The following is a 22,491-nucleotide window of genomic DNA, read 5'->3' as shown; positions in this document are numbered from 1 at the left end:
TTCCTCGCTACTTCGGCGGCGTGACCGTGCCGTAGACGTGCCACTGCCCGTTGGAGAACACGCTATCGACCGCCGTGTACGTCATTCCGCGCCCGAGGAGCAACTCACGTTCGCCGCCCCCGAACTGCGAGATCCGCTCCACCCACAAAGCAGGCGTCCCGGCGGGAACGCGCAGGTGCAGAATCGCCTCCGCGCTCGCGAAGCCGCCGGCGGGGCCGCCCAGCGAGGTGGACATGTATCCGGGGTCGGGGAAGCCTTCGGCGACGCTGGGCATGTCCGCGGGGTGCACCTTGATGTGCCCGAGCCCCGTCCCTCGCGTGACGACGACGTCCTCCGGGATCGGACGTCCCGCCATCGCCTTGTCGATGTTGGCGATGTCGTCCGCGACATCGGGATCGAGGGTCTCTCCCCGGCGCAGTTGCCCGTTCATCTCCACATAGGTCGGGTGGCTCTGGGGCGGCTCCGTCGTGTAGTTGTAGAGCGACTCCTTCTGATCGGCGGGCAGGTTGTCCACGTAGTCGTTCCAGTGGTCCTGCCCGTACCTGGTCGCCTCCGAGTTGTCCTCGAACGTCCGCGCGCCCTCGGAGATGATCTCCTCTGCGCGGTCCATCCGCTCGGTCGTCGTGAGGTCTTCGAGGGCGACCGGTTCCGTGTCGCCGGGTGTTCCGTCCCCTTCGGGAGCGTCGCCGTCCGACGTGCCGCCTCCGTCCGGCACCGGGCCGCCCTTCGGGATGCCGTCCCCGTTCGGGGCGCCTTCGCCGTTTCCGTTCCCGTCGGAGCCGTCGCCCTGCTGATCGCCGTGGCCGTCCGAACCGCCGCCATCCGGGCTGACGGGCTTGCCCGACCCGTCCGGGGCTCCCGATCCGTTCGAACCGTCGTGTCCGCCGCTGCCGCCGCTACCGCCGTCGCCGCCGGAACCTCCGCCGGTGTACTGCTGCTGACCGCCGTTGGAGCCGTTGTTGGACGCGGGATCCCCATCTACGGGATCGTTCGGCCCGCCCACCGGCGTGGTGCGCTCGGCCAGGTCCGCGGAGTCGTCCAGCGAGCCCTGCAGGCCGTCCAGCTGCTGCCGGTCGAGGTCCATGTCGTCGAGCCGGTTCTGCAGATCCCGGGTGGTCTGCTGTCCGGGGCGGTCACCGAAGTCGCGGACCTGCTGCAAGTCCAGATCGCTCGGGGCGTCCGCGTCGCCCTTGGGCGCGTCGGCCCCGTCGCCGCCGCCGACCTTGCGCGAGCCCTTGGCCAGCGCCTTGACCACCCCGGCCCCGCCGAGGAACATGCTGCCGACGTTGATCACCCCCTGGGTGATCACGTAACCCGGCCGGTCCCCCCATTCCCGCCAGGGCACGATCGCGTGGGCGAACTCCGTCCAGCCCGCACCGGCGTTGCCCGCCCACTCGCTGAACGAGCTGACCCCCCAGCCGTCCTCGCCGTAGAACCCGACCAGGCTGCCCAGACCGTTGAGTGTGGCCCCCCAGTTCTCCTTGAGGTTGTTCCCCCAGTCGCTCAGCGAGCTGACGCCCCAGCCGTCCTCGCCGTGGAGGCCGACCATGGCGCCCAGGTCCTCGACCGTGCCCACCACCGTGTCCTTGGCGCCGTCGTAGACGTCGACGTACCAGGGCTTGTCGTGCTCCTGCGGCGTGGCCCACGGGGTGGCGACACCGGAGAGCGCCTCGGTGGTGCCGTGGGCCTCCTCGTTCGGCCCCGGCGAGGCGTCCCCGCCCGGCTCGGTGGCCACGAACGTCGTCCCGCCGAACAGGGCCGTGATGGTGTTGGCGCAGTCGCGCTCGGCCCGCTGGTACTCGAACACCGCCTGCAGGACGTCGTTGTTCAGGGCGTCCAGCTCGTTGATCTTGTCCTCGTCCTCGCGCCAGTCGTCGTCGCCGGCGATCGTGGACTGGAAGTCGGCGGCGTCGGCCTTGAGCGCCTTCAGGCGCGCCTTGATGGGCCGGACCTCCTCGGCGAAGGTGATCAGCGCGTTTCCGGCGGCGGTGGCCGCCGTGTCGAAGTCGTCGCCGTTGGTGGCCACGGGGTTGATCGAGGCGAACAGGGTCGCGGCCTCGGGGGCGGCGTAGACGCCTTCCAGGCGGTGCCAGGAGGTTTTGATGTCCTGGCCGGCCTGGGCGACGTCGGTGCCGTCGGATTTGAGGTTCTGCCCGGCGGTCTCGACCGCGTCGCAGTCGACCTGGGGGACGGGCACGTCCTCGGGACTGATCACCTTCTCGGTCACAACGACACCACCGGGTTCCGCGGGTTCTCTTCTCTCGTCAATGCGCGACCACAGGGCAGGGGGCCGTCGGCGCTGGCAGGAAACCACTCGGGCAGTGCTTTCCCAACCCGACTGTCCGTTTCCGGCCAGCCGGTACGGCTGTTCTCGGCGTTCCGATTACCGCTCCGCGCACGGCGGCGAAGCGTGCAACCAGCTCGTGGGCGATCCCACGGCCGACCGCCGCGTTCCACGCTCGGCCGCAACGTCCGACACACGCGCCCTTTCGATTCCCTGTCGTGGGATGGGCGCGGGCCGTCGGACACGCACCGCGCGCGGAAAACCGCGAAACGCACCGCTCTAGGCATATCAGGCTTGCTCGGGAGCCACGTCAGTCTCACCTTCCGCACCAGCCGAGCGGAATACCCTATCGAAACCGAATGCGACCAATAGAATCCAAAGGGTAAACCGAACCGCCTCAGTCGGTCGATGAGAGTAGGTACGCGGATGGACGCGTTCACACTGCCCGACTTCTACCTGTCGCACCCCGCACGGATCAATCCGCACCTGGAGCGATCCCGCGTACACACCATGGATTGGGCGCGGCGGATGGGAATGCTCGATACCCCGGCTCCCAGAGGCGGTCCGGTGTGGGACGAACACAGCCTGGCCGCCATGGACTACGCGCTGATGTGCGCCTACACCCATCCGGACTGCGACGGCCCCGCACTCGACCTGATCACCGACTGGTACGTGTGGGTCTTCTTCTTCGACGACCACTTCCTGGAGCTGTTCAAGTACTCCGGCGACCTCGCGGGCGCGCAGGGCTACCTCGACGGCCTGGAACGCTTCATGATCGCCCCCGACGAGGAGGCGCCCGAGCCCGCGAACCCGGCGGAAGCCGGTCTGCACGACCTGTGGCAGCGCACCGTCCCCCACATGTCCGACGACTGGCGGCGCCGCTTCACCCTGAGCACGCACAACCTGATGGTCGAGTCCATGTGGGAGCTCGACAACATCAACCGGCACCGCGTCGCCAACCCGATCGAGTACATCCAGATGCGCCGCCGGGTCGGCGGCGCGCCGTGGTCGGCCAACCTCGTCGAAGTCGCCGTGGGCGCCGAGATCCCCCCGCAGCTCGCCGCGTCGCGTCCCGTCACGGTGCTCGTCGACACCTTCGCCGACGCGGTCCACCTGCGCAACGACCTGTTCTCCTACCAGCGCGAGGTCCGCGAGGAGGGTGAGAACTCCAATGCCGTACTGGTCTTCGAGCGGTTCTTCGACTGCTCCACCCAGGAGGCCGCGGAGCTGGTCAACGACCAGCTGACCTCGCGGCTGCTGCAGTTCGAGGACACCGCCCTGGTCGAGACCCCGGCTCTGCTCGCCGAGCGGAGCGTCCCGCTGCAGGAGCAGGCGGCCGTGGCCGCGTTCGCCAAAGGGCTGCAGGACTGGCAGGCCGGCGGGCACGAGTGGCACGCCCGCTCCAGCCGCTACATGAACGAAGGAGCCACCGCGCGCTCGGGCGGCCTGCAGGGGCCGACCGGATTGGGCACCTCGGCCGGTCGGCCGGCGTTCTCGTCGGTCGAGCCGGGCGCGCGCCGCAGGGCCCGGCAGCACTCCCAGCCCCTGTTCCCGCAGGTGGGGCAGCTGGAGTGCGAGCCGCTGTACATGCCCTTCCCCATCCGGCGCAGTCCCCACCTGGACGACGCGCGCCGCTACGCGGTCGAGTGGGCCCGCAACATGGGCATGACCGACTCCGTCCCCGGGACCGGCTCCGGCACGGTGTGGACCGAGCAGGAGTTCATCGACCTCGACCTCGCCTACTGCGCCTCCATGATCCACGCCGACGCCGAACGCGAACAGCTGTACCTCTCCAGCGACTGGCTGGCATGGGGCACCTACGGCGACGACGCCTACCCCAAGTGGTTCGGCGCCACCCGCAACCTGGAGGCCGCGAAGCTGCAGGATCAGCGGCTGCCGCTGTTCATGCCGCTGGAGGACGAGCCCGTCCCCGAGCCCGCCAACCCGATCGAACGCGGGCTGGCCGACCTCTGGCGCCGCACCGCCGGACCGATGACCGCCGACTCCCGCAGGCAGTTCCGCGCGGCCGTCGAGACCATGACGTCCAGCTGGCTGTGGGAACTGCACAACCAGGCGCAGAACCGCGTGCCCGACCCCGTCGACTACATCGAGATGCGCCGCCGCACCTTCGGCTCGGACATGACCATCAGCCTCGCGCGGCTCGCCCACAACGAGGAGGTCCCCGAGGGGATTTACCGGACGCGCACACTGCGCGAGCTCGAAACCGCCGCGCAGGACTATGCGTGCTTTCTGAATGATCTGTACTCCTACCAGAAGGAGATCGAGTTCGAGGGCGAGGTCCACAACATGGTCCTGGTCGTGGAGAACTTCCTCGGGGTCGGCCGCGAAACCGCGCGCGACGTCGTCGTCGACCTCGCACGCGCCCGCATGGAGCAGTTCGAGCACATCCTCGCCACGGGACTCGACGGCCTCCTCGACGAATGGGATCTCGACGACCGCGCCCGCGCCGTGATCGTCGGGCACGCCGCGGGACTCAAGGAGTGGATGTCGGGCATCCTCGAATGGCACCGTGCCTGCCTGCGCTACAAGGCGGACTACCTGAGGCGCAAACACGCACCCGATCCCAGGCAGGGGTTCTCCTGGGGGCCGACCGGCCTGGGTACCTCGGCGGCGCGGATCGGCAAGGCCGCGCCGAGCCCCGCGGTCGGTGCGCGTAGCTGACCGAATCCAGGGCACGAACCCGCCTTGCCGCGGGGCCGGGAGACCGTCCCGGCGCTGCGCACCGTGCGATGCGCACCGCCGGGACCGCGCCGCGGCCCGCGCCTCGCTACAGGCCGAGATTCTCGATGTTGCCCGCGTTGCCCTGAGCGTCGGAGGCCATCTGCAGGTTGCCGTTCATGTAGGCACTCGTGGCATCTACACAGCCGCGGATGCAGCTGCCGCTCTTGAGCACCATCTCTTGCAGCGTGGTGCCGTACTCGCCGACGAACTCCTCCAGCGCCGTGCCGATGGGCCCGCTGGCGGCGGCGGTTCCGGCGTCCTGGACGTGGTTGCCGAAGGTCTCGATCTTGGCGACCAGGCCGCCTTCGCCGTCCCCTCCGCCGACGTGCCCGCCGACGGTCTGCACGATTCCGTTGACCTCGGTGGGCTGGATGTCCCAGGTGGTCATGCGTTCACTTTCCTCTCCCTAACCGTCGCCGCCCGCCGCCGCCCTGAACGGGCGACTCGCAGACCTGCGGCGCACCGCTGCGGCGAGCCGTCCGGGGCTTTCGCAGCGGCGTCTCAGCGCCGGCCGTCGCAGGTTGGGCGCCCGCGGTGCGCCTCGGGTTCCATGGTCCTCGCCGCGGTCCGATGGGATGCGGCCGGTGCGGACTCCGCGGGCGAGGCCGGATCCGCGGCGCCGCCGGGCTGCTGGGACGCGAACCGATCCGCGCGGAAGTTCGACGGGGCAGGGGTCGGCCCGCGACCGATATCGGCCACGGCGGATTCGCGGTCGGCGATCTGCTGCGCAAGCTCGGCCAGACTCGCGCCGATCTCCGCCGCCTCCTCTTTGACCTGCACGGTCAGCCGCCGAGTGGAGGTGCGCAGCCGGGCCTCGGGCCCCTGCTCGGCATCCTCGGCTTCGTCGGTTCCGCCGGTCTCCGCGGATTCGCCGTGGTCGGCGGCAGCGGCGTCGCCGGCCTCGGCGCGCGGCGGGTCGACGGGCCGCTCGGCACCGTCCTCGCCGGGAACGGCGGTGCCGCTCTGAACGGGCTCTTCACCGGAATCGACGAGCTGGAACTTCATGCGGTCGCCCTCCACAGGTGCACACGTCACCGACCGATGGCAGCCGACTGCCGTGCGCCATTATGACCCATATACTTGGCGACTCGTAGAGAATCCTCCCGTTTACCGTCTGCTCCGGATCGCCGGAACCGGTGACCCGGTGGAGGCGTCCAACCGCGGAAACAGCAGGTAACCGAGGAGCAGGTGAACAGATGTCACGTTGGGACTTCGGCGATCAGACCCTGACCACCCTGACCCGCAACACCTCGGGCACGGGTGACGAGCTCGCCAGCCTGATCACCCAGTTGATCGACGCCGCCGAACCGCTGACGAACAGGTTCAACGGTGCGGGCAAGGCCGCCTTCGACTCGTTCAAGGCGCGCGCCGACCAGATCACGGCCGACCTGAACTCCGGCTTGACCTCGATCAACGAAGGCCAGGGCAGCATGAACCAGGCGTTCATGACCGGCAACACCACCATGGCCGACGACGCCAGTCAGAACATGGGCGCGGCGAACTTCGACGCCGCCAAGTTCCGCACCGCCTGATCCGGACCGTGGAGGAGGACCCCCGATGACGAACGGCCGCAACAGCTACGACATGGGCGCGTCTCAGGAGACGCAGGGCAACATCCACGCGATCATGGCGCGCCTGGAAGGGCTCATCGGCGAGCACCAGGGCGACGTCACCACCGCGATGGCGGACTTCATCGCCGACGGCGTCGACGAGGAGTACAACGCCAAGGAGCAGAAGTGGCACGACGCCGCGAACGAGGTGCGTGAGATCATCCGGCTGGTGCGCCAGACCCTGGAGACCAACGACGGCACGGCTCAGGAGACCCTCGGCAAGGCGAACGCCGCCGTGCAGGCGATCTAGTAGTACTGCGCCGAGCGCGTCCGGCCGCGGGCACCGGTCCCGGTCGGTGGCGGAGGCGCCCGGGTCCGCTGGGCGGCCTTGTCGGTCTGCCGCAGGGCGGGCCGCCTGAACTACACAGGCGGCGGCAACCGCGCCGGACGGTGGAGCCCGCCCCCTCGGGCTGCGTGCCCCTCGGCGGCGTGCCGGTCGTGCCGCCGGGGCCGCTCTCGACGAGGAATCCGACGGCTGTTTGACCGCTTTGCCGGTTTCCCGCGGGAGCTTTCGCGGCGGAGATCCCAGGAACCCGGGCCGGTTGCGGGATATCCACCGCGAAGTCCGGGGCCGGGCCCGGCCGGTGCCAGAGCCGCAGGCGTAGCGCGGGCGCCGCCGACCGGGGCGCCCGGCGCGGACTCTCGCCACGTACGCAGGCACCGCCCCTGGCAGGTGCCAGGTCCGCACAGCGTCACGCGGACCTGCCCCGCGATCACGCCGCGTATCCCCCGCCCGCCCCGGAAGGAGGCTTGATGGCCCGCGACTACGACAGCCAACTGCTGGAGTCGGTCGCCGTGCGCCGCAAGCGGCTCCGCGAGGCGGTCCTGTTCGGCCCGCAGCGCACCCGCAGAAGGCTCGACGAGAACATCGCCAAGATCATCGCCGGATTGGCGGTGTCGGCCGTCATCTGCGCGGGCAGCGTGGGCTGGTCGTTCCTGCAGAGTCAGCTCAACAGCCAGGAAGAGGCCGCACAGGCTCAGGAGGAGGCGAACGCGGCGCCGCCGCCCGCTCCGTCCGCTCCCGTGCCCGCCGACTGGGTCGGCGGCGACGTGACCATGAGCATGCTCTCGACGGAGCTCGACAAGGCGGGCGTCCCGCCCGAGCTGTACGTGCTGCCGGGCGAACCGCGGCCGCCTGCGGGTACCGCCACCAGCTACTACCTGCTCACCGAAGGCGAGCGGGGATACTCGGCGGGGATAATCGAATACGACCGGGGCCGCACCGGCGCCGAATTCCCCACGGAGGACGAGGCGGCCCGCTGGCTCTACAGCGAACTCGTCCTGGTCGACGCCGAGCCCCGTCCGCTGAGCGCATCGGCCGAGCGCAAAGCCCGGCAGAAGACCGACGAGCTCGTGCAGCAGGCGCGCAAGAAGCTGCGCCAGAGCGGCGGCAGCGCCCAGCAGACGCTGAAGACCGGCATGGTGGTCGACGCGTTCGGCCAGGAGAGCGGGTCCCTGCTGTTCCCCGACGGCCAGCCTTTCGGTAAGCGCGGGCTGCCCGAGATCGCCCGCTCCTCGGTCGGCGAGGCGGGTCAAGCGCCCTCGGCGCAGGACACCGCATCCGGCTCCGCCCCCTCCGGCTACCACCGATACCGTGTTATCCACCCCTTCAAGGTCGACGCTTCGCTATCCCCCGGCAACGGTGCCGATCCGGCCGGAGGGGTCCGCTTCACCGTCGAGGCCGGCGGGTTCGTGCAGCCGCCGGCGCTGTCGAGCATCCGCTGGCTGCTGGGCAACGGCTACCTCGAACGCGTCGAGGTGACCAGCGTGCCCGCCTGACCGCGCCACGACGGCGGCGTCGGACTCAACGACCGCACCGGGCGAAGACCGCAGCTATGCAGTGATGGGAAAGGGCTCGATGACGTCTTGGAGCCGCGTGACACTCGTCGGCGAGAACCGTCGAGTCGACGCCGTCCTCCCCGCTCAGGAGCCGGTCGGCGCGCTGATGCCCGAGGTGCTCAGGCTGCTGGGCGACCGGGTGCGCAATCCTGCCCTGCCCATGCACCTGGCCACCGCCGCGGGGGTGCACCTGGACGGCGACGCCACCCTCGCCGATCGCAGCGTCGCCGACGGCGACGTGCTGCGGCTGGTGCGCGTCGACGAGCCGGTGCCGGCGCCGGTCGTACACGAGGTGCCCGACGCGGTGGGCGACGTCCTCGACAGCGGCCTCGGGAGCTGGACACCCGCCGCCGCCCGCTGGAGCGCCACCGGCGCCGCCGCCGTACTGGCGCTGGCCGTCGGCTCTCTGGTGTGGACCGGGAGCGGCGACACGGCGGCCGTGTTCGCCCTGGGCGCGGCCGCGCTGGTGCTGCTGGCACTGGGCTGCACACTGGCGGCGACCTGGCGCGAGCCCGCGGGCAGCGCCCTGGCGATCGCGGGCGGCGCGCTGGCCGGCGAAGCGCTGTGGTGGGCGGCGGGACTCTACGGCTGGCCGGGCTGGGTGCTGTGGTGCGGGACGGCGGCCGTCGCGGGCTGCGTCGTGACGGGGCTGGGCCTGACGACGCCGCTCGGTCGCGGCGGGACCATCGGCGGCTCCGTCACCCTGGCGCTAACAGCGGTGTGGGCGGCGGGCTCCGCCTTGGGGGCGGGCATCGCCCAGGTGAGCGCCGTTGCGGCGGTCGTGTGCGTGATCGTGCTCAGCCTGATCCTGCGCTTCGCCATGTCGATGTCGGGGCTGACGGCGCTGGACGACAGGCGCGGCTCTGGATCGGCGGTGGCGCGCACCGACGTCATGACGGCGCTTGTGGGCGCCCACCGGACGATGACGATCGCCACGGTCGCGGCCGCGGTGTCGGCGGGGGTCGCCGGTGTCGGGCTCGCCGCGGATCTGAACGGGTGGACGGCGGCGCTCGCGGGTCTGCTGGCGACCGTCGTGGGCAGCCGTTCGCGGCTGTTCCCGCTGATCCTGCAGAAGGCACCGCTGATGGCGGCGTCGCTGGTCACGGTGATCGCCCTCGCCCACGCCTGGGTCGAGATGTCGGCGTGGGCGCTGTGGCCGGCGACCGGAGCGCTGCTGGCGCTGCTGCTGATCCCGGCGGTGGTGCTGGCCTTCGACCCGCCTGAACACAGCAGGGCGCGCCTGCGGCGCATCGCCAACCGGTTCGAGGCGGTGGCCGTGGTGGCGCTGATTCCGGTGGCGATCGGATCGTTCGGCACCTTCGAGCGCCTCGTCAACACCTTCTGACCCGCTCCGCTCCTCGGCACACGTTTCTCGAAAGGCCAGACGATGCACGACAGCGCGCCGCTCCGGTCGGCGGGCACGGCCGGTCCCCGCGCCGCCAGGCACGGGGACTCGCTGCTGCGCCGCATGGGCCGGGGTGCGGCGCGTCCGTTCCGGCCGCCGGAGGACGTCCTGGCGCCGATATCGCTGGGCCGGGAGCTGCAGCGGCCGGTCACCACGGGGCGCCGCGTCGTGGTGAGCCGCCCGCAGGGGTGGGCGGCCGAGAGCACGGTGACGGCGCTGCTCGCGTTCGCCTTCGCGCACTATCGCTACGACCGGGTGCTGGCGCTGGATCTGGGGCCGGGGAACAGCGGGCTGGGGCCGCGGCTCGGTGTCGGGGAGCCCGTAGCACCGGGGCTTTCGGGGGCGGCGATCGAGTCGGACTCCTTCGACGACGTGGCGCAGTGCCTGGCCGCTGTCACCGACGGCCTGTGGGTGCTGCCGGGTCTGCAGCGCGAGATCGCCGAGGGCCGTCTGGACGCCGGCGCCTACCACGGCTCGGTGCTGCCGCTGACGCGGTTCTTCGGACTCACCGTGATCGATCGCGCAGCCGACGCCTCCGACGGGCTCAACCGCGCCGCGCAGGCGAGCGCGCACGCCCATGTGCTGGTCGTGCCCTCCACCCGGGAGGGTGCGGCGAGCATCGGGCGGGCGTTCGACTGGATGAACGCCAACGGGGCGGAGTCGCTGCCGAGTCGGATCGTCGTCGTGTTCACCGAGCAGTCCCGCAGACAGGACGCGGCGTTCGACTACCGCGCATCGGCGGCGATCCTGCGTCAGAGCGGGGCCGAGGTGTTCCGGCTCGGCTTCGACCGACACCTGGCCGAAGGCACCCGCATCGACCCGGCCCGCATCTCCGCCGCGACACACGCCGCGGCGACCCGGATCGCCGCGGAATGCCTGCGCCGGTCGCTGTGAGGCCGGTGCCGTGGACGCGGTGGAGAACGCGGCGGCCTGGACGGCTCCGCCCCTCCTCGATGAAGATTGCCGGGGCGCGGCGGCAGTGACCGCGCCCCGCTCGAACCGACGCCCGGGAGTGCCCGACCATGCCCGACCGACCGCACGGGGAGCCGCGGGGGGAGACCCCTGGGCAGGCTCCGGCTCCGAACACGCCGGAGGCAGGCGAGGAACGCGCCTACCCGTACGCGGACGTCGACGTGCCGCCCCCGCCGTACGCGCGCAACCGGCCTGAGGAGCGCGGGAACGCCGCCGAGTACGGGCGTGGTCCGGGCGACGGCTACGGGTACGCGTACGGGGGACATCCGGCCGGCCAGGCGCCGCCCCACTCCGAGCACCCCGGTCGGCGGGGCCGGGGCCGCCACGCGGCCCAGGGTGAGGCGGCCGCGGACGGCCCGTACCGGTTGCCTGAGCGCGGCGAGCCGCAGGGAACGCCGCGCGCCCCGGAGGAAGACGCGCCGAGGCGCCCCGGTGCACGGCGGCGGCCGACAGTAAGCCAGGAGGGCGGTACGGGCCTTCCGGAGAGCGGACTGCCGGAGGGCGGCCCCGGAATCGCGCGCGCCGACCGACAGGACGGCGGCTCTGCTCACGTGCACGGCGGAACACACCGAACCGGGCACGGCGACCATCCCGGCGGTCCGGCCGAGTCCACGGCGTACCCCGGCCCGGCAAACCCGCCCCAGCAGTACACGGGCACAGGCAGCCGGGCCGACTCGGTCGCGCCCCCACCGGGGCGACAGCCCGGCCGCACCGACGCCGATAACACCGGCCACCCCGGGGGACCAGCCGACTCCGGATCGACCCTCGCAGCGCCCCCCGACCCTGCGAACACGCCCCAGCAGGCGGGAGCCGTACCGCCCGAGGACACGACCACCCCGTTCCAGCGTTCCGGTAAGTCCGGATCCGCGGGTACCCCGCGTCCGGAACCGCGCTCCCCGCACCAGGCAGGGAACGCCGAGCAACACGGCTCGTCGGGCGGCCCCGCATCTGCACCCCAGTCGAGCGGTTCGCCGTACGCCGGGCCGCATCCGCCGCCCGGCTCGTCGCCCCCCGCCTCCGCTACTCCCCAGGCGTGGGGCAGCGGAGTGCAGCAGCGCAGCGACGGCTGGGCGCGTCCGGCGCAGGGTGATCCGGGCGCCCCCACCCTGCAGCAGTCCGGGGAGCCGTCACAGCACCCCTCGGCCCACCAGAGCGGGGGTTCGGCCGACACGGCATCCGCCCGCCCGGCGACCGGACCCCAAGCCCCGGCGGCACCGGCCCGGCCTGCACAGGCGTACCCGGCCACCGGCCCGCAGCAGGCCGCTTCGTCGGCGGCGCGCCCCTATCGGCCCGGCACCGCGTCCCAGCCCGGCGCGACACAGCCCGCACCCGGTCGCCGCCAGTCCGGCGAACCGGCAGGCCGCCCCGCGTCGGCTGCTCCGACGCGCGGACCCCACCGGCAGAGCGACGGCACTGCCGCTGCGGCGGGGAACTCGGAGCAGACAGGCCGGACAGACAGCTCCGAGGGCGCCAAGCCCGAGCACCAGACCACTCCGCTCCAACGCCCCGGGCAGAATTCGCGTCCGGGCGCGGCGCATCCGCAAACCGGTGCGCAGCAACAGCCCTGGTCGGCTGAGCAGACCTCTTCAGGACGACCGGCGACGGGGCCCCAGCAGCAGTACGGCGGGCCGACGCACGGCCGGCCCGAGCCTCGGGACGCGCAGAGCACGCATCCGCACGGCGGAACCGACGGCTCCTCTGCAGCGCGCCCCGCCACCGGCTCCCAGCAGCCGGGCGGCGAGCCACCGGAGTCGAAGCCCGACGAGCAGACCACCCTGATCCAGATTCCCGAATCCCTCCGTCCCGCCCGCGATTCGAGCGGGCCGCAGCAGTCCGGCGGCTCCGCGGGCACCACCCTCGGGCAGTCGGGCGGCGCTCCGGAGCGGCCGGCGCGTCAGCAGGGCAGCGCTTCGGCGGAGGCGGCACCCGCGCGTCCGTCCGCCGGTCCGCAACAGGGCGGCGCAGCACCGACGGCGCAGCCCTCAGCCGCCCCGCACGGCGACCCGCACGCGGCCGGAGGAGCACAGCAGCCACCCGCTGGACCGAGCGCCGGCACACGCCACCCCGGAACTCCCGGGCAGCCGACGCACGGTCACCCGGCGAGCGGTCCGCAGCAGGGCGGCGGCGCCGAGCGAACCGGCGGCACACGCCACAACGCCGGGGCCGACCAGCCGAGGGGCGGACCCGCTGAGCCCAAGCCTGAAGACATGACCGCCCCGATCGAGCGGTCCGAGCTCGATGCGTGGCTCGGCGCCGCCGGCGACCAGAGCCGAGGCGCTCAGGCGGGTTCCCGTCACCAACCCGGTTCCGGCTCGCAGCAGCCCGCCGACGCCCGGGAACCGAGTGGCCCCCTACCTCCCGCCTCGGCGCGCCCGGAGGCGTGGGGACAGCGGTACGGCGATACCGGCGAGCAGGCAGGTCCCGCGCGCCCGCCGACCGGGCCTCAGGTTTCCCGCGAAACCGCGTCCCACGGGGGCGCCGTGCGGTCGACCGGCGGCCCCCAGGGGCGCGGAAGCCGACCGTCGGCACCGCCGTCGGGAGATGCGGCATCGGGGCCACAGCAGCCGTGGGGACCGACGACACCCGGTTCCGGGCCGTCGGAAACCCCGGTGCGGCCTGACGCGGGCTCGCCGCCGCCCGGATCGCGGCCGCAGTACCGACAGCCGAGCGCGCACGATCCACACAGCGCAGGCGCATCGCCGGCGGCGCAAACCCCGCAGTGGACGGCCGAGAACCCCGGGGCCGCCGCGTCGACCGGCCGGACCGCCCCGACCGGGTCGGGACCGCAGGAGGCGTTCCGGCATGCGACACCTTCCGGCGGGTACCCGGGTGCACAGCCGCAGCGGCCGTCGTCGGCGCCGCCGACGGGATACGCCATCGAGGGGTATGCATCGCCGGGGCCTCCCGCCGGTGCTTCCGCTCCTTCGCCGACGGGCACGGCGGCCGCCCCGACATGGCCCGCTGAGCACCCGTCGGGACCGCGACCGAGCCGGGCCACGGTCCCACCGGTTTCGGCCGTCGCCGGATCGGAGGAGGCCAGGGCCTTCATCGAGGGCACGGGATACCCCTCCTCCGAGCCGGAACAACGCCCGGCCGGGCGGCCCGGATCCTACGAGCGGCAGCTGCGCGAACTGCCCGGCGTCCCGGTCTCCCCGCTGCCCAGGGCGCTCTACAAGGCCACGCGGGGCAGGATCCGCCTGGGCTCGGGGGCGAACTAGGCGGTGGGGCTCCGGCCCCGCCGGGGAGTCGGCGGTGCTCAGTCCGTGACCACGAACTCGGCGCCGGCGGCCAGCGCCACCTCGGGGCCGAAGAGCCCGGCCGGGGTGAACGCGCCGGGGCGGCCTTCGTCCTTGGCCAGGCGCTGGGCCACCTCGGTGACGGCGCCGACCGTGAACGTCATGCCCTCGCCGGTGCGCAGCCAGCCCTCACGCACGCGACCGGACGGCCATTCGACTCGGGCGCGGCCCCAGGACGATGGGCGCGGGCGCTCCTTGGTCGTGGCCGTCCTGACGCCGGCGAGCCGCCGAGTGGCGAAGTCCGCCACGCCGGGCAGTCGCAGCACGCCGCCGATCGCCGGCATAGCCGCTCGGACGACCGGATTGGCCGGGGCGAGAGCCGAGGCGCCGATCACCGATGGGGCACCGCTGACCTGCCACGCCGCGAAGAGCTCGCCGCTCCCCAGGGAAGCCGTGGTGACCACGTCGCCGTCGGGGGTGGTCAATCGCTCGGCGGCACCGCCGACCCGGGCATGTGCCATCCGGCCCTGCCGCACCTCACGGCCACCGTCGAGCAACTCGCGCACGATGGAGGCGGCCAGGGCTTCGCCGAGGGCGCCGGGTTCGATCGCGACCGACGCGAGGGCGTCGACGCGTACTCGCGAAGGCTTGTCCCCGTCCGCCAGCAGATGCAGCAGGATGCCCTCGGTCGCGAGCACACCGAAGCCCGCCCCGGAGACCAGCGTGCGACCGGTCGCCGCCCCGTCCCGGTCCATGCCGTGGAGCAGTTCGAACGAGTCCGATTCATTGGAGACGTCGACGTAGTGGGTGCCCGGCGGGCAGGCCCGCGCGACGCGCGGCGCCGTGACCGCGAACGGGCCCACCGTGTTGACCACGACGGTCGGCGCCTCGGTGGCCAGCCGGGCGCAGACCTCGTCGAGCGAGCCGGTCACCACCCGGGCGTCTGGATGCACCCGGGTCAGCCGCTCCCGATCGCGGCCGACCGCCACCACCTCGGCGCCCGCCTTCTGCAGACGCTCCACCGCTTGGCGCCCGACGCGTCCGGTCGCGCCGAGCACCCAGATCTCACCCGTCATGTTCGCCCCCACTGGTCATGGCACGTCGTGTCATCACTATCGCATAGTACGACACGACGTGTCATCACTAATGTTCGCCGCAACGACGTGCCATCACTAGACTCCGCCGCATGGGGCGATGGCAGCCGGGCGCGCGGGAACGACTGGAGCAGGCTGCGCTCGATCTCTTCCTTGAGCAGGGCTTCGCCGAGACCACGGTGCCGCAGATCACGGCACGGGCGGGGCTCACGACCCGTACGTTCTTCCGGCACTTCGCCGACAAGCGTGAGGTGCTGTTCGCCGGCGACGAGCTGGTCCCCGAGCAGGTGGCCCGCTTCATGGCCGAGGCCCCACCCTCACTCGGCCCGATGGAGCTGATCACCGAGGGCCTGGCCCCCACCGCGGCCGAGATGTTCGAGGGCCGCAGCCTCGACTACCTGCTACGCCGACGATCCGCGATCGACGCCGAACCGGCCCTGCATGAGCGCGAGCTGCGCAAGTTCTCGCTGCTGTCGGAAAGCTTGGAGCAGGGCTTCCGCGACCGCGGCGTCGACGGCCTGACCGCCCGGTTGGCGGCCGAGATCGCCGTGACCACGTTCCGGATAGCGGTGCACCGCTGGCTCGAGCAGCACGGCGACCCCGACCTTCCGGCCACCGTCAACCAGACCCTGTCGGCGATGAGACACCTCACGAGTACGCCGTCGCCTTAAGAAGCACTGGATCGATCCGGGCCCCCGACGGCGCGCCGAGCATATCCGCAGGCCCGATGTCGGCACCGAGAACGGCCGCACGGACAGATTCGGCGCATGCGCGCCCGTGCCCGTTAGCCGAATTCCTGCTCCGCCCCCGTCTGTGCCGTTGTCCCCGGGAAAAGGACCGGGTTCTCGTCCGAACGCCTATTGCCGTTGCGGCTGTGGCTCTCTCGGCCGGCCTGGTTTACCTCGTCGGGTCGTCGGGGGAGGTGGACGGGTGAACCCGCAGTCGTCGCCGGTCGCGCACGTAGTCCACCAGGTGGCTTACACCGCCGATGAGACTCCCAATGCAAAAGACGGCGCCCACCACAGCGCCCGCAACCACTCCGTCCATGTAGGACTCAGCCGCGACCCGCGCACAGATCACAGCGCCGGCGAGGTCCATGTACACCCGAGCCGCACGGATTACGGCCGCGCCCGGCTGCCGTGCAGCTTCGTGGAAAGCGGCCATCGGTCGACATCGGCACTCAGGTGGACGCGGTTCCGGTATGCCGTCACTTCGCCGATCAGGTTCAGCAGGGCGAATGGGAACACGAGGGCCACAAGCTGCCACGCATAACTTCCGTTGCTCCACAGCCACCAGCCGAAAACCGGGATGAGGAGCAGGGGCGCTCCCGAGAGGAAGAGCGGGAACATCCGCGGTTTCTGGTCTCTCATGCGGTCACGGACTCCCGCTCTCTGACGGTGATGGTCGACTGATGCCTACTGCGACCGATAAGTCCACACGCGCCGAGCGCCAAGCGCAACCGCTCGTGCGGGAGGTCGGCGAACAGCTCGCGACCGACAAGGGGGCTGCATCCAGCCCGCCTCCCTACGGCGTACCGACGTCAGCACGGGCCAAACCGAGTTTGTGGACGTTCCGTGCGGGTCCACGCTGGAACCACGGTGCCGGGCTGCGCCAAGCGCAAGCGGTCCATTCGCCGGGCTCAGTGCGAGGGGGCTGGCACCTCGCGGCGGATCCGAACGTGGTCCCGGATGAGCCGTCCGAGGCGCAACGGGCGTGGGTGGAGCGGCGCGCCACCGGGCGGCGGTTGCGTGTCACCGCTCTCACCTGCGGTTTCGAACATAAAAAGAGCCGACGAGGGGAATCGAACCCCTAACCTATCGCTTACAAGGCGATTGCTCTGCCGATTGAGCTACGTCGGCCTGCGCCGCCCAGGGGCGCACAGTCGCATCGTACCCGTTGGTGGTCAGTGCCCCGACGTCGCGCGGCGGCGGGTTACCTCGTAGAGGGCTACGCCGGCCGCTACCGAAGCGTTGAGGGACTCGGCGCCGCTGATCGGGATGCGGGCGACCTCGTCGCAGGTCTCGCGGACCAGGCGGGAGAGGCCCTTGCCCTCGGAGCCGGTGACGACCACCAGGGGGTCGGTCGCCACGTTGAGGGCGTCGAGTTCGGTTTCGCCCGAGCCGTCGAGGCCCGCGACGAAAACGCCGGACTGTTTGTAGGACTTCAGGGTGCGCGTGAGGTTGGTGGCCTGGGCGACGGGAAGGCGGGCCAGGGTGCCGGCCGAGGTCTTCCAGGCGGCGATGCCGACTCCGGCTGCGCGGCGCTCGGGGATCAGTAGGCCGTGGGCGCCGAAGGCCGCTGCCGAGCGGGCGACGGCACCGAGGTTGTGCGGGTCGGTGACCCCGTCCAGCGCCACGATGAGCGGCGGCACGCCGGTCTCCTGGGCGGTGGCACTGGCCGCCTCCAGCATGTCCTCGGGGTCCCAGTAGCGGTACTGCCGCGTCTGCAGCGCGACGCCCTGGTGGGCTGCGCCCGGCTGGCCCTGGCTGTCGCAGCGGCGGTCCAGCTCCGAACGCGAGACCTCGCGGATCTCCAGGCCGGCCTCGCCCGCCAGGCGGGCGGCCTCGGTGACGCGTTCGTCCTGGTCCAGGCTGTTGACCAGGAAAAACCGGGTGGCCGGCATGCCCGCGCGCAGCGCCTCGACGACCGGGTTGCGGCCGACGAGGAGGTCCGATCCGCCGCCGGAGGGCGCAGTGCCGGTACCCGGCTGGGCTCCCTTGGCGCGGCCGTCGCCGCCGGCGGCGCGCGGCGGGGCGGACGCGGCGGGCTTCGCCGGCTTCTTCTTGGCGTCCCGGCGCTGCTTGTCCGCGTACCAGTGGCGGTCCTCCGCCGCCGGTGTGCCCTTCTTGCCCTCCAGGGAGCGCTTCCCCTTGCCGCCGCTGCCCTTGGTCGGGCCCTTCTTGCTCTTCTTCGCCGGCATGGCTGCCGTCCTCACCCTTCGGTTGACGCTGCTGGTGCCGCGCCGCGCCGGTGGAGCCCGTCCGCGTGGTTCGGCCCGGTCGCCTGACGCGCGCACGATCCGGAGGACCGGTCTGCGCCTATGTGTCCGGGCTGCGTACACAGCCCTGCGATCGGCGCCGGAGCGAAAGACGGCCGCGGGCCTCGTCCCCCGCGGAGTCCGTGCTGCTCCTGCGGCGCTCCCTCCATGGTCGCCCATACCGGCGGGTGTCCGCGCCATCGCATGGCGGAGCGCGCGCCGGCCGGGCCGTCGTTCGCTACGGAGGAACGGCGGCCGTCCCCGCCGCTCGCACGGGCGCGTCGTCGCCCACTCAGTCGCGCCGCAGTTCCCAGCGAGGCCCGCGCGGGGTGTCCTCGACGACGACGCCGGCGGCGAGCAACCGGTCGCGGATGGCGTCGGCGGCCGCGTAGTCCTTGCGTCCGCGGGCGGCCTGGCGCTGGTCGAGGGCGACAGCCACCAGGGCGTCGACCACGTCGCGCAGACCGGAGCCCTCGCTTGCTGCCCAGGTGTCGGACAGCGGGTCGAGGCCGAGGACGGCCGTCATCGCGCGCACCCGCCCGGCGGCTTCGGCGACCCGCTCCTTTGCGCCCTCGGTGATGGCGGTGTTGCCTTCGCGCACCTGCCCGTGCACGACCGCCAGCGCCTGCGAGACGCCGAGGTCGTCGTCGAGGGCCGCCGCGAACGGATCGGGGACCTCGGCCGCGGGTTCGACGTCGCCGACGACCTCGCAAGCGCGGACCAGGAACCCCTCGATGCGCTGGTAGGCGGCGGCGGCCTCGTGGAGCGATTCGTCGGAGTAGTCGATGATCGAGCGGTAGTGCGCCTGGGCGAGGTAGTAGCGCAGCTCGACCGGCCGCACCTTGCGCACCATGATCGGGATCAGCAGCGAATTGCCCAGCGACTTGCTCATCTTCTCGCCGCCGACGGCCAGCAGCCCGTTGTGCAGCCAGTACTGGGCGAAACCGTCGCCGGCGGCCTTGGACTGGGCGACCTCGTTCTCGTGGTGGGGGAACACGAGGTCGAGCCCGCCGCCGTGGATATCGAAGGAGCTGCCCAGGTACTTGGTCGACATGGCCGAGCACTCCAGATGCCAGCCGGGGCGGCCGCGCCCCCACGGGGTCTCCCAACTCGGCTCGCCCGGCCGGGCGCCCTTCCACAGGGCGAAGTCGCGGGGGTCGTGCTTGCGGCGGTCGTCCTCGGTGTCGCCGGCGCCGCGCATCTGCTCGATGCGCTGGTTGGACAGCGCGCCGTAGCCGGGGAAGGAGCGCACGTCGAAGTAGACGTCGCCGGAACCGTCCTCGGAGACGTAGGCGTGGCCGCGGTCGATCAGCCGGCGCATCAGCTCGATCATCTCGGGCACGTGGCCCGTGGCACGCGGCTCGACCGTGGGCGGCAGGCAGCCGAGGATGTCGTAAGCGGAGGTGAAGGCGCGCTGGTTGCGCTCGGCGACCTCCCACCACTCGACGCCCTCCCCGGTGGCGACGTCGATGATCTTGTCGTCGATGTCGGTGACGTTGCGGCAGAGCGTGACGCGGTAGCCGCGGTACTCCAGCCATCGGCGCAGGATGTCGAAGTTCACGCCCGACCGGATGTGGCCGATGTGGGGCGGCGCCTGCACCGTGGCGCCACACAGGTACAGCGATGCACGCCCCTCGCGCAGGGGTGTGAAGTCGCGGACCTGGCGGGCACTGGTGTCATAGAAGCGCAGACTCACACCGCCCAGGGTAGCGGTTCGCTTCCTTACCACGGGCGCGGTGTCCACAGCCGACCGCCCCTGTCCGCGCACGCACCCGCCTCCCGGCACCCGCGTCCGCGGCCGCTCGGCCGACCTGTGGCCTCCTGGCGCAGCGGCGCATCCTTGCGGTCCCGCCATGACCCGGGTATTAACGTGATGTGACCCATCACACCCACGGGGCCGGAACGCCCGGAACGGACCGCCCCGCAGGCTGCCCCGGATAGCGGAAACCTGCCGAGTCGAAAATGGGCCGTCCGCAATTCCGCATCGATTGTCCGGAAAAACGCATCCCGCCGCTGCATCGGCCGCCGATCCGTGATCCGCGCAGCGAACGCCACTGTCGAACCGGAAGAATTCCGCATGGACGTCTCGCGGCGGTACACCGCTATGCGGTCGGTTTCGGGCGGTACCTCGTGTTCGCCGCGTTCGCTCGGCTACGCTTCTGCGCACGATGGCCGTTAAAAGCTCCTCCCGAACCCCGAGTGCACGCAATACCGTCGAACCGCCGCGCTCCGGCTCCCCGGTCGCCGCCGTGCTCGTCACGGCTCTCGGCGTCCTGGTGATCGCGGCCTGCGCCGTCCTGCTCTCCTACAACGGCATCTACCAGGTCGCCGTCCAGGGCGACATCGACGGCCGCTACGCCCACCTCTACCCGGCCGGGTTCACACTGCTGGTGCTCATGGCCCTCTGGACGAGCTACGTGCTGCGCACGGCCCCCCGTTCGCGCCGCCTGTGGGTGGACGGCCTGATCCTCGCCCTGGTCGCCCTCGGCGCCGGCGCGAGCGCGCTCCAGGCCGGCGACCGCGTGCTGGTGCCCGACGTCGCGCTCGTCGTTGCCGCCGTCGCTCCCTGGGTGGCGCTCCTCGTGGCCTTCCGGCTGTTCCTCTGGGTGGTCATGCACGTACGGGGGGAGATCCCCGGCACCCGCCCCCGCTCCTCCCGCGAGGGGCGCACCGAACGCGCGGAACCCGATACGGAGCCCGCTCCCCCCGCGGTCGACCGCCGGCAGGACACCCAGCCCCTCGGCGAAGTCCTGCAGCCGGAGACCCCGGCGGATTCCGGACGCGGCGCCGAACCCGCGCCCGCGTTCGAGCCGGACGGCGAGGACCCGAGGCCGGCGCGCGAAACCGAACCGGCCGACTTCCGCGATCCCGGCCTGCATCCGCCGCGTCCCCAGCCCGGCGAGCGTCCTACGCGTCCTGAACATCCCGCGCCTGCCGCACCCGAGCCGTCCGGGCCGGGGCGCGGCCGCCGAATGGGCTTCCTCGGCCGCCGCCGCGGCAGCGCCCGGGAGGGGAGCGGCGATACCGCGCAGCCGACGGAGCAGGCGGAGACGGCGGCGGGCAGGCCGGACACGGCATCGGACGAACGCGACGACTCGCCCACCGCCCTGCTATGGCCCAACGCGTCGGCGGTCTCCGCAGGCGGTGAAGCGCCGAGGACCGCCGAGAACGGGCCGCGGTCCGCCGACTCCGCGGCGGCAGAGGCCCGCGTCACAGAGACCGGCACAGAACCGGAGGGGCCCGCGCCGGACGCCGCGGAGACGCCCACCGCAGCCGAGCGCGAGCGGCCCGAACCCGGTTCCGGCGCCGATCCGGAGGTTCCTCCCCCCGGCGCCGCACCGGCGGAAGTCTCGGAGGACACCCCCGGCGGAACCGACCCCGCACCCCCGGAGCGCTCCGTGGCCGACGCCGGACCCGCCGCCCAAGCGACCGCGCCTGAGACCGCCGTGGCCGGATGGGACGGGGAGTCGGGCGACCACCTCACCGGTCCGGAGACGTACCGGACCGACGCCGTGCCCGCCGCGCGGGAGGAGCCGACGGGCGACACACCCGCGCCCGAAGCCCCCGCCTCCACCGCCGCCGCTGCCGACGACACCGGTTCCGCAACTCCCGGCGCACCGGCCGCCGCGCCCGAGGGCGAAGGCGGCCCCGCGGAGCGCGGCGCCCCCGAACTGCCCAAGCGCACGCCCGGCGCAGCCGAGAACCCCATCAAGCGGGCCGCGCCCGCGCCGCCGACCGCCGAGCCGGCGTCAGGTGACAGGCACGGCGGCGGCGACGATCACGCCGCGAGTGCGACCGAAGCGCCCGCGGCGCCGCAGGCTGCCGAGGACACCGACGGCTTCGTGCACGACCTGCCCGCGGGCGACCCCACCAGCGACGAGGGCGAGCCTGCCGCCGATGCGCCTGCTACCGGTCCCGCGCCGGTCTCCGCCGAAACCGAGAACGGCGATCCGGCCCCGGCCCCGCTTCCCTCCGACGCCGAGTCCCACGAGCCGCCCCGCGGCCTCGCCTACCCCGCGGTGCCGCCGATAGAGAAGCGCCCCATGGTCCTCAAGCCGCGACGGTCGCCCCGTCGCGGCCCCGCGTCGCAGCCGCCGGAGGACCCGCCGTCCAACCGGGTGCGCAGCGAGCCCACACCGCCCGAGGAGTAAAGGGGGTCGGCCGTCGGGCACCGCAGGAGTGGCGAGACTCTCCGTGGCGCCGTTCTCGGCGCCGAGCATGACCGTGCGTACAGTCTCGATGCGGCGCGCCGGACCCGCGCCGCGCCTGGCGCGCAGGGCGGCTCCTGAATCCCGGCTCTGGCGGCGTGCGCCGCCCGCGGCTCGCCGCCGT

Annotated in this window: 15 protein-coding genes and 1 tRNA gene; 8 read left to right on the top strand and 8 right to left on the bottom strand. The window is 72.5% G+C overall.

What is annotated here, in order from left to right; genetic code table 11:
* Window positions 1-7: 7 nt before the first annotated feature.
* Window positions 8-2,227, bottom strand: coding sequence for an ADP-ribosyltransferase (locus EKD16_RS01980; protein WP_131096808.1), 2,220 nt, complete (start codon window positions 2,225-2,227; stop codon window positions 8-10).
* Between the two features lie 483 nt (window positions 2,228-2,710).
* Here EKD16_RS01980 and EKD16_RS01975 point away from each other — a divergent pair, with 483 nt between their 5' ends.
* Complete coding sequence (locus EKD16_RS01975) at window positions 2,711-4,966, top strand: terpene synthase family protein (RefSeq protein WP_131096807.1); 2,256 nt, start codon at window positions 2,711-2,713, stop codon at window positions 4,964-4,966.
* Between the two features lie 106 nt (window positions 4,967-5,072).
* Here the strand turns inward: EKD16_RS01975 and EKD16_RS01970 are convergent, their stop codons facing one another.
* Window positions 5,073-5,414: a DUF6507 family protein gene (locus EKD16_RS01970; RefSeq protein WP_131096806.1), complete on the bottom strand. Its 342-nt coding sequence runs from the start codon at window positions 5,412-5,414 to the stop codon at window positions 5,073-5,075.
* Between the two features lie 113 nt (window positions 5,415-5,527).
* The gene (locus EKD16_RS01965; RefSeq protein ID WP_131096805.1) at window positions 5,528-6,061 is read right to left on the bottom strand and encodes a hypothetical protein; all 534 of its coding nucleotides are present in this window, start codon (window positions 6,059-6,061) and stop codon (window positions 5,528-5,530) included.
* Window positions 6,062-6,222: 161 nt separating this feature from the next.
* On the opposite strand from EKD16_RS01965, the gene EKD16_RS01960 reads away from it, so the two are divergent.
* The 5 genes from EKD16_RS01960 to EKD16_RS01940 all read left to right on the top strand — a co-directional run bounded on the left by EKD16_RS01960 (window position 6,223) and on the right by EKD16_RS01940 (window position 10,774).
* Window positions 6,223-6,558 (top strand): hypothetical protein, encoded by a 336-nt coding sequence (locus EKD16_RS01960; RefSeq protein WP_131096804.1) that lies wholly within the window; start codon window positions 6,223-6,225, stop codon window positions 6,556-6,558.
* A gap of 25 nt (window positions 6,559-6,583) precedes the next feature.
* Entirely contained in the window at window positions 6,584-6,886 is a 303-nt protein-coding gene (locus EKD16_RS01955) for a pore-forming ESAT-6 family protein (RefSeq protein WP_131096803.1), read from the top strand.
* Window positions 6,887-7,389: 503 nt separating this feature from the next.
* The gene (locus EKD16_RS01950; RefSeq protein WP_131096802.1) at window positions 7,390-8,415 is read left to right on the top strand and encodes a TNT domain-containing protein; all 1,026 of its coding nucleotides are present in this window, start codon (window positions 7,390-7,392) and stop codon (window positions 8,413-8,415) included.
* A gap of 79 nt (window positions 8,416-8,494) precedes the next feature.
* Window positions 8,495-9,820, top strand: coding sequence for a type VII secretion integral membrane protein EccD (gene eccD / locus EKD16_RS01945; RefSeq protein WP_131096801.1), 1,326 nt, complete (start codon window positions 8,495-8,497; stop codon window positions 9,818-9,820).
* A 42-nt stretch (window positions 9,821-9,862) separates the two neighbouring features.
* Window positions 9,863-10,774, top strand: a complete 912-nt coding sequence (locus tag EKD16_RS01940) for a MinD/ParA family ATP-binding protein (RefSeq protein ID WP_131096800.1) — start codon at window positions 9,863-9,865, stop codon at window positions 10,772-10,774.
* Window positions 10,775-14,108: 3,334 nt separating this feature from the next.
* Here the strand turns inward: EKD16_RS01940 and EKD16_RS01935 are convergent.
* Window positions 14,109-15,164, bottom strand: a complete 1,056-nt coding sequence (locus tag EKD16_RS01935) for an NAD(P)H-binding protein (RefSeq protein WP_131096799.1) — start codon at window positions 15,162-15,164, stop codon at window positions 14,109-14,111.
* A 110-nt stretch (window positions 15,165-15,274) separates the two neighbouring features.
* Here EKD16_RS01935 and EKD16_RS01930 point away from each other — a divergent pair, with 110 nt between their 5' ends.
* Complete coding sequence (locus tag EKD16_RS01930) at window positions 15,275-15,853, top strand: TetR/AcrR family transcriptional regulator (RefSeq protein ID WP_131096798.1); 579 nt, start codon at window positions 15,275-15,277, stop codon at window positions 15,851-15,853.
* A 447-nt stretch (window positions 15,854-16,300) separates the two neighbouring features.
* On the opposite strand, the gene EKD16_RS01925 is transcribed toward EKD16_RS01930, so the two are convergent.
* The 4 genes from EKD16_RS01925 to cysS form a co-directional block, all read right to left on the bottom strand.
* Window positions 16,301-16,531 carry a hypothetical protein gene (locus tag EKD16_RS01925; RefSeq protein WP_131096797.1) on the bottom strand — a complete coding sequence of 77 codons (231 nt, stop codon included), beginning with the start codon at window positions 16,529-16,531 and terminating at the stop codon, window positions 16,301-16,303.
* 437 nt (window positions 16,532-16,968) lie between these two features.
* Window positions 16,969-17,041, bottom strand: a tRNA-Thr gene (locus EKD16_RS01915).
* Between the two features lie 44 nt (window positions 17,042-17,085).
* Window positions 17,086-18,102, bottom strand: a complete 1,017-nt coding sequence (gene rlmB, locus EKD16_RS01910; protein WP_131096796.1) for a 23S rRNA (guanosine(2251)-2'-O)-methyltransferase RlmB — start codon at window positions 18,100-18,102, stop codon at window positions 17,086-17,088.
* Window positions 18,103-18,451: 349 nt separating this feature from the next.
* Window positions 18,452-19,855 (bottom strand): cysteine--tRNA ligase, encoded by a 1,404-nt coding sequence (cysS, locus tag EKD16_RS01905; protein ID WP_131096795.1) that lies wholly within the window; start codon window positions 19,853-19,855, stop codon window positions 18,452-18,454.
* Window positions 19,856-20,327: 472 nt separating this feature from the next.
* Here cysS and EKD16_RS01900 point away from each other — a divergent pair, with 472 nt between their 5' ends.
* Window positions 20,328-22,310 (top strand): DUF2637 domain-containing protein, encoded by a 1,983-nt coding sequence (locus EKD16_RS01900; protein WP_131096794.1) that lies wholly within the window; start codon window positions 20,328-20,330, stop codon window positions 22,308-22,310.
* Window positions 22,311-22,491 lie beyond the last annotated feature (181 nt).

The organism is Streptomonospora litoralis, assembly GCF_004323735.1.
Classification (GTDB): Bacteria; Actinomycetota; Actinomycetes; order Streptosporangiales; family Streptosporangiaceae; genus Streptomonospora; species Streptomonospora litoralis.
Note: the sequence above shows the minus strand (reverse complement) of the source record. Positions and strands in the feature narration are given on the sequence as shown.

What these genes read in the sequence shown, in the direction of transcription:
- eccD (WP_131096801.1), top strand. Translation starts at nt 8,495, where the DNA reads ATGACGTCTTGGAGCCGCGTGACACTCGTCGGCGAGAACCGTCGAGTC.
- EKD16_RS01975 (WP_131096807.1), top strand. Translation starts at nt 2,711, where the DNA reads ATGGACGCGTTCACACTGCCCGACTTCTACCTGTCGCACCCCGCACGG.
- EKD16_RS01925 (WP_131096797.1), bottom strand. Translation starts at nt 16,531, where the DNA reads ATGTTCCCGCTCTTCCTCTCGGGAGCGCCCCTGCTCCTCATCCCGGTT.
- EKD16_RS01970 (WP_131096806.1), bottom strand. Translation starts at nt 5,414, where the DNA reads ATGACCACCTGGGACATCCAGCCCACCGAGGTCAACGGAATCGTGCAG.
- EKD16_RS01950 (WP_131096802.1), top strand. Translation starts at nt 7,390, where the DNA reads ATGGCCCGCGACTACGACAGCCAACTGCTGGAGTCGGTCGCCGTGCGC.
- EKD16_RS01930 (WP_131096798.1), top strand. Translation starts at nt 15,275, where the DNA reads ATGGGGCGATGGCAGCCGGGCGCGCGGGAACGACTGGAGCAGGCTGCG.
- rlmB (WP_131096796.1), bottom strand. Translation starts at nt 18,102, where the DNA reads ATGCCGGCGAAGAAGAGCAAGAAGGGCCCGACCAAGGGCAGCGGCGGC.
- EKD16_RS01900 (WP_131096794.1), top strand. Translation starts at nt 20,328, where the DNA reads ATGGCCGTTAAAAGCTCCTCCCGAACCCCGAGTGCACGCAATACCGTC.
- EKD16_RS01960 (WP_131096804.1), top strand. Translation starts at nt 6,223, where the DNA reads ATGTCACGTTGGGACTTCGGCGATCAGACCCTGACCACCCTGACCCGC.
- EKD16_RS01935 (WP_131096799.1), bottom strand. Translation starts at nt 15,164, where the DNA reads ATGACGGGTGAGATCTGGGTGCTCGGCGCGACCGGACGCGTCGGGCGC.
- EKD16_RS01940 (WP_131096800.1), top strand. Translation starts at nt 9,863, where the DNA reads ATGCACGACAGCGCGCCGCTCCGGTCGGCGGGCACGGCCGGTCCCCGC.
- EKD16_RS01955 (WP_131096803.1), top strand. Translation starts at nt 6,584, where the DNA reads ATGACGAACGGCCGCAACAGCTACGACATGGGCGCGTCTCAGGAGACG.